11 protein-coding genes are annotated in these 13,411 nt (G+C 66.2%); 2 read left to right on the top strand and 9 right to left on the bottom strand.

Translation table 11 applies throughout. The annotated features are described in order from the left end of the window. Positions 1-26 precede the first annotated feature (26 nt). On the top strand, positions 27-2,588 hold the full coding sequence (locus D9V29_RS03750) for an ATP-dependent Clp protease ATP-binding subunit (protein WP_121671980.1): 2,562 nt from the start codon (positions 27-29) through the stop codon (positions 2,586-2,588). A 179-nt stretch (positions 2,589-2,767) separates the two neighbouring features. Here D9V29_RS03750 and D9V29_RS03745 read toward each other — a convergent pair whose 3' ends face one another. The 9 genes from D9V29_RS03745 to D9V29_RS03705 form a co-directional block, all read right to left on the bottom strand. Beyond that, entirely contained in the window at positions 2,768-3,187 is a 420-nt protein-coding gene (locus tag D9V29_RS03745) for a hypothetical protein (RefSeq protein ID WP_121671979.1), read from the bottom strand. A 107-nt stretch (positions 3,188-3,294) separates the two neighbouring features. Beyond that, on the bottom strand, positions 3,295-5,217 hold the full coding sequence (locus D9V29_RS03740) for a DUF5107 domain-containing protein (RefSeq protein WP_121671978.1): 1,923 nt from the start codon (positions 5,215-5,217) through the stop codon (positions 3,295-3,297). An 84-nt stretch (positions 5,218-5,301) separates the two neighbouring features. Further along, complete coding sequence (locus D9V29_RS03735) at positions 5,302-6,297, bottom strand: Gfo/Idh/MocA family protein (RefSeq protein WP_121671977.1); 996 nt, start codon at positions 6,295-6,297, stop codon at positions 5,302-5,304. Between the two features lie 73 nt (positions 6,298-6,370). Then, positions 6,371-7,270, bottom strand: a complete 900-nt coding sequence (locus D9V29_RS03730; protein ID WP_121671976.1) for an FHA domain-containing protein — start codon at positions 7,268-7,270, stop codon at positions 6,371-6,373. Between the two features lies 1 nt (position 7,271). Beyond that, a complete protein-coding gene (locus D9V29_RS03725) occupies positions 7,272-7,544 on the bottom strand; it encodes a hypothetical protein (RefSeq protein WP_121672037.1) in 273 nt (90 codons plus the stop codon). 172 nt (positions 7,545-7,716) lie between these two features. Continuing rightward, entirely contained in the window at positions 7,717-8,475 is a 759-nt protein-coding gene (locus tag D9V29_RS03720) for an iron ABC transporter ATP-binding protein (protein ID WP_121671975.1), read from the bottom strand. Further along, positions 8,472-9,473: an iron chelate uptake ABC transporter family permease subunit gene (locus D9V29_RS03715; protein ID WP_121671974.1), complete on the bottom strand. Its 1,002-nt coding sequence runs from the start codon at positions 9,471-9,473 to the stop codon at positions 8,472-8,474. The genes D9V29_RS03720 and D9V29_RS03715 overlap by 4 nt, the downstream gene beginning before the upstream one ends. Then, positions 9,463-10,359, bottom strand: coding sequence for an ABC transporter permease (locus D9V29_RS03710; RefSeq protein WP_373294797.1), 897 nt, complete (start codon positions 10,357-10,359; stop codon positions 9,463-9,465). Before D9V29_RS03710 ends, D9V29_RS03715 begins: the two co-directional genes overlap by 11 nt. A 158-nt stretch (positions 10,360-10,517) precedes the next feature. Beyond that, positions 10,518-11,471: a siderophore ABC transporter substrate-binding protein gene (locus D9V29_RS03705; protein WP_121671972.1), complete on the bottom strand. Its 954-nt coding sequence runs from the start codon at positions 11,469-11,471 to the stop codon at positions 10,518-10,520. A gap of 279 nt (positions 11,472-11,750) precedes the next feature. On the opposite strand from D9V29_RS03705, the gene D9V29_RS03700 reads away from it, so the two are divergent. After that, positions 11,751-13,406 (top strand): ABC transporter substrate-binding protein, encoded by a 1,656-nt coding sequence (locus D9V29_RS03700; protein ID WP_121671971.1) that lies wholly within the window; start codon positions 11,751-11,753, stop codon positions 13,404-13,406. Positions 13,407-13,411 lie beyond the last annotated feature (5 nt).

Below are 13,411 nucleotides of genomic sequence, written 5' to 3'. Positions count from 1 at the left end.
AAGGCACTCAAGTTCCAGGAGGATTCATGCCCACATTCTTCGGTCCGACCGGTTCAGGAAGCGAATCGTTCGACGAATTCCTCGCTCGTTACCTGCAGGGGCAGCACGCTGCGCAGTCCGGACGGACGATCGACATCACCCGGCTGCTGAGCCGCCGCACCCAGGAGGTGCTCGCGCACGCAGCGCGGTTCGCGGTCGAACACGGTCACTCCGAAGTGGACGCCCTCCACGTGTTGCGCGTTCTCATCGAGAAGGAGCCGGTTGCTGATGCCCTCCGCTCGCTCGGCACAGACCCCGGCGAACTCGCCGACGCCGTCGAGCAACGGCTGCCGGAGAAGGCGGACCGCGAGATCCAGTCCGCGTCGATCACCTCGTCCACCCAGCGCGCTTTGATGGAGGCGTACCAGGTGGCCCGGGCGTTCGGATCGACCTACATCGACCCGGAGCACCTCTTCTTCGCGTTCGTCGTCAACCAGGAGATGCCCGCCGGTCAGTTGCTCGCGAGCTTCGGCGTGACACCGCAGGCGCTGCAGGCGGGATACGAATCCGCGCGTGCCGCCCAGGCGACTGGTTCAGAACAGGGCCAGCCGACGGCATCCGACACCCCGATGCTCGACCAGTTCGGCACCGACCTGACCGCTCGCGCCCGCGACGGAAAGCTCGACCCGGTGATCGGCCGGGCCGACGAGATCGCGCAGACGATCGAGATCCTGTCGCGCCGCACGAAGAACAACCCCGTGCTCATCGGTGAAGCCGGCGTCGGTAAGACCGCTGTCGTCGAGGGCCTCGCGCAGGCCATCATCGACGGTGAGGTCCCGCACCTGCTGCGCGACAAGCGCGTCGTCTCCCTCGACCTCGCGTCGATGGTCGGCGGCACCCGCTACCGCGGGGACTTCGAGGAGCGGCTGACCAAGCTGCTCGACGAGATCTCGGCGAACCAGGGTGAGCTCATCGTGTTCCTCGACGAACTCCACACCGTCGTCGGCGCAGGAGGTGGGGGTGAGAGCGGCGGCATGGACGCCGGCAACATCCTCAAGCCACGCCTCGCTCGCGGTGAACTGCACGTCATCGGCGCGACGACCCTCCGCGAATACCGCCGGATCGAGAAGGATGCCGCGCTCGAGCGCCGCTTCCAGCCGGTGACCGTCGGTGAACCGAGCGTCGACGATGCTGAGGCGATCCTTCGCGGACTCCGCCCCCGGTACGAGGAGTTCCACGACGTCGAGTACACCGACGAAGCACTCCGCGCTGCTGTGGATCTGTCGGCGCGCTATGTGACCGACCGGTTCCTGCCCGACAAGGCGATCGACCTGCTCGACCAGGCCGGTGCGCGCCTGCGCCTGCGTTCGGTCGCGAAAATCGACACCACCGCGATCCGCGAGCACGTCGCCTCCCTCGAAACGGCGAAGGACGCAGCCGTCGCGGCTGAACACTATGAAGAAGCGTCGAGGCTCCGGGACGAGATCGAGGCTCTCGGCCTGCAGATCAAGGCCGCCGAGTCGACGGATGCCGCGGCATCCGCTTCGGTTCCCGCCATCGTCGACGAGGCCCAGATCGCCGAGATCATCTCGCGGGCCACCGGCATCCCGGCCACGAGGCTCACGCAGGACGACCGTTCGCGGCTCGCGTTGCTCGAGTCGGAGCTGCACGAGCGCGTGATCGGGCAGCACGACGCTGTCACCTCGATCGCGAAGGCCGTGCGGCGCAACCGGACCGGCATGAGCGACCCGAACCGCCCCGTCGGCAGCTTCCTCTTCCTCGGCCCGACCGGTGTCGGCAAGACCGAGCTCGCGAAGGCGCTCGCGTCGTCGCTGTTCGGTGACGACAGCGCGATGCTGCGGTTCGACATGAGCGAGTTTGGTGAGCGGCACACGGTCTCTCGACTGGTCGGTGCCCCTCCGGGATACGTCGGCTACGACGAGGCCGGGCAGCTGACCGAGCGTGTGCGCCGCAACCCGTATTCGGTCGTGCTGCTCGACGAGATCGAGAAGGCGCACCCGGATGTCTTCAACCTGCTGCTGCAGGTGCTCGACGACGGCCGGCTCACCGACGGGCAGGGGCGGACGGTGGACTTCCGCAACACGGTGATCATCATGACGTCGAACATCGGCTCGGAGTTCCTCGCGAGCCGCAGCGGAGCCCTCGGTTTCGTCGCTCCCTCTGCTGACGGCAGCGGGTTCGGGTCCGAGAAGGCGTTGCGCGACCGGGTGATGGGCAAGCTGCGTGCGGCGATGCGACCCGAGTTCCTCAACCGGATCGACGAGGTCGTGCTGTTCTCCAAGCTCGAGCAGTCCGAGCTGCACGACATCGTCCGGCTGCTGCTCGAGCGCACGGCGTCGCGGCTCAGCGTGCAGGGTGTCGACTTCACCGTCTCCGACGACGCTGTCGACTGGATCGCGACGCGCGGCTACGAGCCCGAGTACGGAGCCCGTCCGTTGCGCCGGGTGATCCAGCGCGAGGTCGACGACCGGATCGCCGGGCTCATGGTCGACAGCGAACTCGCCGCCGGCTCGTCCATCGAGGTCTCGGTGGTCGGTGACGAGTTGCTCGTCACGTCGAACACCGTCGAGGCGCAATTGGCAGCGTAAGCAGGTCGCGAGGGGCCGTCTCCGCATCGTGCGGTGGCGGCCTTGTCGCGTTCCTGGGTGACGCCTCGCATTTCGAACGGTCCGAAAGGGTGGTTCCGCGATTCGATCTGTCCGAGAGGGCGACTCGCGCGTGCTGCGAACGAGCTTTTCGGACCGATCGAGCGAACGGATGCGACGGGTCAGGCGGTCTTCGCGCTCAGCACGCCGAGAACGGCGAGAGCGTAAGCATCCGGTGCCGTCGCGCCGTCGAAGCGGAGCTTCTCGCCGTCGCGCTCAACTTCGACCACCCACATATCGTCGACGCGGAGCAGAAAGCTGAAGGTGGGGCCGAGCAGCGCGCGCAACTGGTCCTCGCGGGGCAACCACAGTGTCTTCTCGAGGGCGACGGAGTCGAGCGCCCACTCGGTCGTTCCGTTGAACCCGAGGATCGTTCCGGTGTCGTAGTCGTGCGGTTCGATCGTCATGTCGCTGACCGTGAAGACCTCACCCTCGAACTCGTGCGAGTCGAGGCAGAACTGGTCTCCGGACTCGGGGATCCAGCTGAGTCCCGCCTTCCGCAGCTCGAGTGCCAGTGTTACGGATGCCGTCGTGACCGTCATGCCCCGATCGTGGCACGCGTGCATGAGAATCCTCCGCGAGTTGCCGGGTCTCGCGGGTGTGCGGGCCGCGACACCCGCGAAAGCGGGCAACTCGCGGTCCGTGCGCGTCACATCCGGAAGTCGTACGCCAACGGCAGCGGATCCGATGTGCCCGCCGCGGCCTGGTACTCGGTCCACAGTTCCTCGAGCAGCGGGTCACCCTCACGCAGGTCGATGACGACGAGGTCCCGCTCGAGGATGCTCCGGCACCGGTCGACGTCGCCGGTCGCGAGAGCGGCGCGCGCCTCGGCGACGAGAACCCGGCCGTCCTCGCGTTCGGTCGTCGAAAGCTGTCCGATCAGCTCGAGCACCTCGCTCGCGCGGCCGTCGCTCGCGAGCGCGGCGAGCAGTTCGCGCGTGAGCGGAAGCAGCGCTGGCGCGATCGCGTGCGCCTCCCGGTAGAAGCCGACCGCCTCGGCGGTGTTGCCGCGGTCGGCGGCGAGGGCTCCGAGGTTGCGCAGCGCCCACGCGTTCCGGGCGCGGTCGACGGATGCCTGCCACAACTCCCCGGCATCGGCAAACGATTCCTGCGCTGCCGCGATCACCCCGAGGTGCAGAAGCGCGAGCCAGTCGTTGCGCTGCTGGAGCAACCCGACCCAGCGAGGGTCGACCTGGTACGACGCCGGCGGAACGGACGGGTCGAGGTCGGATGCCGCCTCGCCGCGTGCGAGTCGCAACCAGTAGTCCTCGGCCGGGCCGACGGCATCCTCACCGAACGGTGTTCTCTCCGGGTCGATCGGGGTGCGACCCGCCAGTGCACGCAGTGCGTTCTCGACGGCGCCCCAGCCTGACCCGTCCGGCAGCACCTCGACGAGGATCTCGGCGGACCGGTCCCTGGCGGAGAAAGCCGCGAGCCTGGCTTCGAGATCGCGAGTCGCGAGTGCGGCGTCGACGGCTCCGGTCGCGGTCGCCCAGTCGTCGGAGTGCGCGGCCGCCGGGTCGACTCGGAGCGCACCGTACGCCTCGACCCACGTCCATTCGGTCTCGGCCGGCATGGTGAGGTATTCGAGCTGGGTGCGGGCGAGACCGGCCTGGATCTCGCAATACGAATCCGGGCCGGAGACCCACTCCTGCCAGTGCCTGCCACCGGAGTCCTGACCCCAGACGAAGAGTTTGCGGCCTCTGAGGTTCGCGGTCGACGCCTGGACGAGACCGAAACCGGAGCCGTCCACCGCGGTGACCCACGGCATCCGGGCCCCTCGCGTGTCGAAGAAGTAGTCCACGGTGGTTTCCGTCGCGGCCGGCCGGGTGAGATCGGCACCGTCGACGATCGGCACGGGAACGGTTCCGAGCACACGGTCGTGGCCGTAGCGCCACGCGGACATGGCCGGGGCCAGCACGCGGGTATCGTCGTTCTGCGGCACCGCCATGTTCGACCACCAGTACATCGGGGTCGGGTCGGGCTGGTCGTTGACGATGGTGCCGCGGATGAACAGCTCACGCGACCCGGCGGGCAGCCAGGCATCGACCCGAAAGCTCACGTTGCGGATGCGCTCGTACTCGAAGAACCGCAACCCGACTTCGCCGTCGGGGCCGCTCAGCGCCGCCGTGTGCACCGGTGAGCTCGTGAACGGTGAATGCCCGATCATGCCGATGTTCCACTCGACACCACCGGCGAACCACGCGTTGCGCAAGGCAAGGTTGCGAAACCGGATCGCCTCGTTCTGGTGCAGCAGCTCGCGGCCCGAGTCGCGGTCGATGAGCGACCACAGCCGCCCGCCGAGGCCCGGCAAAAAGGTCGCGGTCAGGTGTTCGTTCTCGAGCACGATGGTCGCGTGGTCGCGAGGTTCCTCGTCGGCCGAGTACCCGTCCTGGTCGAGGTAGGGGAGTGCCGTCTGGCCACGGCTGGCGCGTTGCTCGAGGCCCGGCTCGTCGTCCGCGAAACCGGACTCGGCGTGGATGTCGCCGCTGCCGAACAGGTTCGGCAGAGGATTCGACGGCCCCTCCTTCGATGTCGGGAGGGTCAGGGTGCTCCGTCGGATCGAACTCAACGCGTGCCTTTCGCCGGGGTTCGGCCGCGCGGGCCGCTTCCGAAAGAGTCTGGCCGGTCGGGGGAGGTCACGTCCAGTGCGAACTCAGGCGCGCTCCTCGAGTATCTCCGTCTCACCGGTGAGCAGCGACTGCCGCGCCGCGAGCGCCACCTCGAGAGCACGAACAGCGGATGCCGTCGGGCTGAACTCCGGTTCCGTCCCGTTTCGCACACAGTCCAGGAAGTACTCCGCCTGCCGGGCATAGTGGTCGAGCGCGGAGAGGGTGACGCTCGAACTCGACGAGGACGTCGCCAGCCGGTACGTGTTGACGCCGCTGAACCCGACCGACGCGGTGGGGGCATCCGCTGAGAAGTCGTAGTCGATCATCCCCTCTGTTCCGACCACCTGAAGTGAGCTCGTGAACGGCGCGCCGGGTGGCACATCCGCGAAGGTCAGCACCTGCCCGACACCACCCGAGCGGTACTCGATCGTCGTCTCGATCGGTCCGAGCGGGTCCACCGCCCGGCTGGTGACGGCGACGGGAGTGCCGAGCATGAGGTTCATCTGGTCGACGTCGTGGATTCCCACGTCGACCACGACCCCACCGGACCGGGCGTCGTCGTACCACCATGCGGCATCCGGTTTCGTGATCAGCCGGCGCGCGCGTGCCGAGAGCACCGTGCCGATCCGTCCTGCCTCGACGTCGGTGCGAGCCCGTCGGTACCCCTCAAAGAACCGAACAACGTGGGCGACCATGAGGGTTCTCCCGGTCGAGCTCGCGGCCGCCGCGATCGCTCGGGCGTCGGCGATCGACAGGGCGATCGGCTTCTCGAGCAGGACGTGCTTGCCGGCGAGCAGTGCGCGGACCGCGATCTCCCGGTGCGTGTGCGTCGGCGTGCAGATGGAGACGATGTCGACCTCGGGGTCGGCGAGCACAACGCCCAGATCGGTCACGAATCGAGCATTCGGTGCGTCGCCGAAGCCGTCGACCGGATGCCGGCTGCAGACGTAACGGATGCCACGCCCCTCGCCGATTTCCGTCCACGCGGCCGCGTGCGTGCGGCCCATGTACCCGCCGCCGATGATCGCGATGGTTGTCATGGGTTCCTCCTCTGTGGGGCAGCGCCGGTGCTGTGTCCGCGACCCATTCTGTCGGGTTCGGTGCGACGTGCGGTCAGTCGCGCGGCGGCTCCGTGGCACGATGCCGCGGAGGCTGGGGGCGCTGGTAGGCGAATTCCCCGCCGACCCGCCCGCCGAAGGGACGACCGTGGTCCGCGAACTCCTCACGGAAGAACGCCATCCGCCACGGCCCCAACTCGACCCGCGCACCCGTGCGGAGGATCTGCCCGTCGGTTCTCCGCCCGCTTGACGTCGTCGCCCCCGCCCGCTGCGACGGGTAGAACACGTACTCGTCTTCGCGGTCGTGGACGATCTCCGCATGATTCTCGAGCAGGCCGTCGAGCCTCAGATCATTGGACTCGCCGGACCCGATCCGGGTCACGGTCGGAAGCAGGTCGAACTCACGCGGCCTCTGCCCGCGCCAGTTTTCTGAGCCGACCACGAAGATCAGGCGCGGTCGTCCCGATCCCGGCGTGTAATGCGTCGTCGTCACCGTCCGGCGCACCCGACGGTCAAATGTCGGCGCAAGGGGAAACAACGTCGATGGCGGCAGATCGATGGCTGCCCGTGCCTCTGCCGACCGCCGCTTTGCCGTCAGCAGCGGCGCGAGAACGGCAGGGGACCCGAGTTCGATGTGCGACGATCGCGTCACCAGCCGTTGCGCGACCGTCGTTCGAACCACGCCGACCCTGGCGATGAGGCCGACCGGTCCGTTGATGGCAACGGTCAGTCCACGCTTCGCGAGTTCATCTGCAACAACCCGCAGGTGCGACAGCTTCGGTCGCCGTCCGCCCAGCAGCGCTTCGGGATCGCTTGTGTATACCTCTACCTCAGTGCCGTTCGCACTGATCTTCCCGTGCATCCGCGTCGCGTCATGGGTCCCGTCCTGCGCGGTTGCTGCCGATGGCTCTACCAGCGAGAACGACAGGTCGATGTCGAGGAAGGTCGACGACATGTCAGGAGCCGACGGAGGAGGAGCCGTCGGCCTGGTTGTCGCTCGTTGTTATTCGGACCGTTCCGTTGAACTTCCACGTGGCGCGTGGTGCATCAGGGCCGATATCCCGCGGGACTTCCACCGTCATGTCGATGAAGTTGTAGTCGATGACGGCACTGCGTCCCGTCAAATATGACCACATCTCCTGGCCGAGATCTGCCCAGTCACGGATGCTGCGCTCGTTCGGCTCGCTCTCCGTGCCGACGGTGCCGGCGGTATCGATGTTGTCGCTCATGATGTACTCACCTTCTGGCCGCGTCGTTGCGGCTCGTCCGTACACCCTAGATCCGGAACTTCGAGGCGTTTCCGATTCTCGAATAATGCTCAGGAAAATGCGGAACGGCATCCGTTCAATGCCGGTTTCCCGACCGGAAACCCGTCATAGCGGACCGATGAAGCCAGGACCGTCAGCGGTAGTAGTACCCGATCCGCTCCCCGTCGACCTCACGCACGTCGATCGGGAGGTCGTAGATCAAACCGAGCACCTCCGACTGCATCACCTCGGACGACGGACCGTGCAATACCACCCGTCCATCCCGCATCGCGACGATCTCATCGGAGTACACCGACGCAAAGTTGATGTCGTGCATCACGAGCACGATGCGCTTGCCGGTGTCGTCGGCGGCCGCGCGCAGCAGCTTCATGATGTCGACAGCGTGCCGCAGGTCGAGGTTGTTGAGCGGCTCGTCGAGCAGCACGTAGTCGGTGTCCTGCGCGAGAACCATCGCGATGAATGCCCGCTGCCGCTGCCCACCCGAAAGTTCATCGAGGAACCGGTCGACGAACGGCTCGAGGTCGAGATACCCGATCGCCCGCGCGATGGCATCCCGGTCGACCGACGTCAGCCGGCCCTTCGAATACGGATACCGGCCGAACGACACCAGATCCTGAACGGTGAGTCGCGCAGCGAGGTGGTTGTCCTGCCGCAGGACGGCGACCTTCGTCGCCAGCACCGATCCGGGCGTCGTGCGGACGTCGAGCCCGTCGATCGTGATCGTGCCGCCGTCGAGCGGGAGCAGTCGCGCAACCATCGAGAGCAGGGTCGACTTGCCGGCACCGTTGGGCCCGATGATCGATGTGATGCCGCACCCGCCGAGCTCGAGCGACACATCGTCGACGACCGCCTGTCTGCCGTATCGCTTGGTCACTTGCGAGATGGAGATCATCGCACCCCTCTTTTCAGCAGCAGAACAATGAACAGGATGCCGCCGGCAAACTCGATCACGACACTCAGGGCCGTGTCCAGCGCGAAGACGTGCTCCAGAATGAACTGCCCACCGACCAGGCAGATCACCCCGAGCAAAACCGTCGCGGGCAGAACGAAAGCGTGGCGGGAGGTGCCGAGCAACGCATAGGCGAGGTTCGACACGATGAGCCCGAAGAAGGTGATCGGACCGACAAGAGCGGTCGACACCGACACCAGGATCGCGATGAGCACGAGCATGACCGTGACGACCCTGCGGTGGTTCACCCCGAGCCCGATCGCGTGGCTCTCCCCGAGTCCGATCACGTCGAACACTCGCATCATCCGCATCCCGACAAGACTCACGAGGAGAATCGCGATCGCCGACATGAGCATCAGTTGTTCGTCGACCGCATTGAAGCTTGCGAAGAATGCATCCTGCAGCACCGCGAACGACGCGGGGTCGAGCATCCGCTGCATCATCGACGAGAGGCTGCGGAACAGGGTGCCGAACACGATGCCGACGAGCACGAGCAGGTAGATGCTCCGTTTGGCGCCGGCGAAGATCCAGCGGAACAGCAGCGTCGAGAAGGTCACCATGAGCGCGACCTCGACCACCCACTTCACCTGTTCGTCGACGGTGGCGAGCGCACTGGCGCCGAACACGAACACGACGAGGGTCTGGATCAGCAGGTAGAGCGAGTCGAACCCCATGATCGACGGCGTCAGGATCCGGTTGTCGGTGATGGTCTGGAACAGCACCGTCGACACCCCGATCGCGAACGCCACGAGCACCATCGCGTAGACCTTGCGCGCCCGGAACGGCACGGCGAAGTCCCAGCTGCCGACGATGTCGACGGTGAGGAACACGACGACGGATGCCACGGCGAGCACCGCGAGAATCCCCAGTCGCACGCCGGGCCGGCGCGTGTAGGCGAGAACCGACGCGGGGCGGCTCAGCGTGAGGGTGTCAGTGGGCACGTGACGGCCTCCTCAACAACAGGTAGAGGAACAGCACAGAACCGACAACACCGACGACGATCCCGAGCGGGATCTCGTACGGGAATCGCAGGAGCCGGCCGACGATGTCGCAGGCGAGAACGAAACCGGCGCCGAGGACGGCGACCCAGGGGATCGAGCGGCGCACGTTGTCGCCCATCGCGATGCTCACGATGTTGGGCACGATCAGCCCGAGGAACGGGATCACCCCCGCGGTGACGACGACGATCGCGGTGACGACGGCGACGATCGTCAGACCGAGCGCGAGCACGCGGCCGTAGCGCAGACCGAGGTTGGTGGTGAACTCCTGGCCGAGGCCGACGACGGTGAACCGGTCGGCGGCGATCCACGCGATCACGGTCATGGCGAGAGCAAGCCAGAGCAGCTCATAACGTCCACGCAGGATGCCGGAGAAGTCACCGGTCAGCCAGGTCCCGAGCGTCTGCAGCAGGTCGAGGCGGTAGGCGAAGAAGGTGGTGACGGCGCCGATGACCCCACCCAGCATGATGCCGACGAGCGGCACGAGCACGATCGACCGCACGGGAATGCGGCGCAGGATCAGGAGGAAGAGGCCGGTGCCGGCGAGGGCGAAGATCGCGGCGACGACCATCTTGCCGAACAGCGGGAGGGTGGGCGCGAAGATGGTGACGACGAGCAGACCGAGGGCAGCGGATTCCGCGGTGCCGGTGGTCGAGGGTTCGACGAACTTGTTGCGGACGAGCATTTGCATGATCAGGCCGACGATCGACATCGCGACACCGGTCAGCACGAGGGCGAGGGTGCGGGGGAGTCGGCTGACGACGAGCAGCTGGGCTGCTTTGCCATCCGGACCACCCTCGAGAAGGCTCAGCGGCGATACGTCGCTCACGCCGATGAACGTGCTCAGCACGGCGAGCAGGAGAACGGCGATCCCCGCGCCGGTCAGCAGGAGGGCTGACCGGCGCGGGGATCGGGGTCGTGCGACTTTCGGGTGCGCCGAAGCGCCCCGGGGTTCCCGGGGCGCTTCGATGCGGGCCGGTGCAGAAATTACTTCAGGCCAACCGTGATCTGGTCGACCATCTGGTTGACGGCGCCGAGGCCGCTCATGACGACGTAGAACGGAACGCTGTCGAGGTAGAGGACCTGGTCTTCCTGCCAGGCGGTGGTGCTCGCGATGACTTCGTTATCCAGAACCTGCTGAGCGGTGGAACCGCTCTCACCGATCGCCGCGTCGCGGTCGAGCACGAGCAGCCAGTCCGGGTTCGCCTCGAGGATGAACTCGGCAGAGACGGGGTCACCGTGCGTTGCGGCTTCGACATCGTCGATCGCCGTGGCAAGGCCGAGTTCGTCGTGCAGCCAGCCGAAGCGCGAGCCGCTCCCGTATGCCGTGATTTCACCCGCGTTGGTCATGATGATCAAGCCGGTGCCGGCATCCGCTGCCAATTCTTTGGCGTCATCGATCTTGGCGTCGATCTGGTCGAGGGCTTCGGTGGCTTCGTCTTCCTTCTCGAAGATCTCGCCGAGGGTTTCGACGTTGGTGCGGAAGCTCGGCAGGTAGTCCTCCCAATCGAGGGTGAGGTCGATCGTCGGTGCGATCTTGCTGAGTTCCTCGTAGGCGGCGGCGGAACGGTTCGCGACGATGATGAGGTCGGGCTCTGCCGCGTTGACGGCCTCGTAGTCGGGCTCGAAGAGAGTTCCGGCGTTCAGATACTCCTCACCCGCGTACTCGCTGAGGTACTCGGGAACGTTCTGCTGCGGCAGGCCCGCGACCTTCACGTCAAGCGCGTCGAGGGTGTCGAGCGATGCCATGTCGAAAGTGATGACCTTCTTCGGGTTGACCGGAACCTCGGTGGTTCCCTGCACGTGCGTCACGTCGATCTCGGTTGCCGCAGCTTTTTTCGGAGCGGACTCGGCGGGCGTTGCGGCGCAACCGGTCACGGCGAGGGCGCTGGCGAGCGCGAGAGCGCCGAGGGAGAGAGAGCGAGAGCGAGCAGGGGTCATCGAAGAACTCCAGTTCAGGAAGGGAAAGTGGCCAGATTCGGCAGACAGGATGGCCCCATTCGGGGGCGCTCACTGTCCGAAGGTTAGGCTAACCTAAGCCGCCCCGATTTGTCGAACCGACGGCCGGTGACCGGTCCGCGAACACCCGCTGTGTTACGACACACGACGACTCATTGCTTAACGTCTGTAGCGCTCGAAACGGATGCCTCAGCATGCTTGCTTTCACCGCCTCGGCCATTGGAGCCGATCAGCGGGGTATCGCATTCTCCGAGGAGCATCATGTCACGACAGACAGCCGTCACCCGTCGCTGGACACCCGTCCGCCGCGCCACCCCGATCGCAGCCGCAGCGCTCGCAGCGGCGATGCTCCTCAGCTCCTGCGCCGCAACTCCCGCTGCCGGCGGAAACTCCACTGAGAAGAACGGCGGCACTCTCGTCTACCTCGACGCCGAGCTGTCGTCGAACACGCAACTCCAGTCCAGCGGAACCTGGCAGGACAGCGCCTACATCCAGAACATTGGCGACCGTCTCATCTTCCGCGACCCCGAGACGCTTGAACTAAAACCGTGGATCGCCGAAAGCTGGGAGATCAGCGACGACGGACTCGTCTACGAGTTCTCGATCCGCGACGGAGTCACCTACTCCGACGGAACCGACCTCGACGCGGCGAGCGTGAAGCGGAACCTGGAGTGGCAGGCCTACGGCGATGCTGAGAAAGGCATCCCCGCGAACAACTGGTTCCCGAAGGTCGAATCGGTCGAGTCCGATGACGCCGAGCAGACCGTCACGGTGACGCTGGCAGCGCCGAGCGCGCCGTTCCTCGCCGTGTTGTCGTACTGGCGTACGGCGCTCGCCGCCGATGCCACGATCGACGCAAGCATCGAGAAGCAGTCGCAGATCAGCGGTTTCATCGGCAGTGGCCCGTTCGTCGTCGAATCCGAAACGTACGGAAAAGAGATCGTCTTCACTAAGCGCGACGGTTACGCCTGGGCACCGCCCGGCGTCGAGAACCAGGGGGAGGCGTACCTCGACGAGATCGTCGTGCTTCCCGTCACCGAGGACAGCGTCCGGCTCGGGTCGCTGCGCTCCGGTGAAGCAGACCTCATCCGGTACGTCCAGCCGAGCGAGGAGAAGACGTTGGAGGATGCAGGTCTCACCGTCGTCGGTGTGCAGGGCATCGGCAACGCCAACGTCTGGGACGTCCGCCAGTCGGCCCCGTTCCTCGATGACATCAACGTGCGCAAGGCGCTCCAGGTCGGGATCGACCGCGAGCAGATCGTGGACGACCTCTACACCGACAACTGGGACGCAGCATCGAGCATCATCACGCCGGGTTCGATCGGCTATCGGGACCAGTCCGAGAAGCTCGCGTACAACCCTGAGGAGTCCAACCGCCTGCTCGATGAAGCGGGATGGACGGAACGTAACGCCGACGGCATCCGCGAGAAGAACGGGGAGCCGCTGTCCATCCTGACCTACGTCGACGTGTATGACAGCACGGCGAAACCGTTGTTCCAGCTCGTGCAGTGGCAGCTCAAGCAGATCGGAATCGACCTCGAGATCAAGGAGACCGACTACGCGAGCTACGTCACGACGCTCGAGGATCCCAACGTCGGAGTCCGCCGCAACGGCTGGCCAGAGGCCGACCCGCTGCGCCTCACCGTGAACTACCACAGCGCGTACACGAACTCGCTCAACCTGCCGACGCCCGACCCGAAGCTCGATGCGCTCCTCACCGACCACATCACCGCGATCGACCCCGACGAACGGGCCGCGATCCTCGGCGAACTGCAGGACTACGTCGTCGACCAGGCCTACCTGCTGCCGATCCTCAACGACACGCAGGTCTTCGCCTACCAGCCGCACATCAGGGACTTCGAGTGGGGCGCCGAAGCGCGGCCCTGGTTCTACAACACCTGGACCGAGAAGAAATAGAACAC

Origin of the sequence: Mycetocola manganoxydans (genome assembly GCF_003667545.1) — a bacterium.
Classification (GTDB): domain Bacteria; phylum Actinomycetota; class Actinomycetes; order Actinomycetales; family Microbacteriaceae; genus Mycetocola_A; species Mycetocola_A manganoxydans.
The sequence above is the reverse complement of the archived record's forward strand: the minus strand, read 5'-3'. Positions and strand labels throughout refer to the sequence as shown.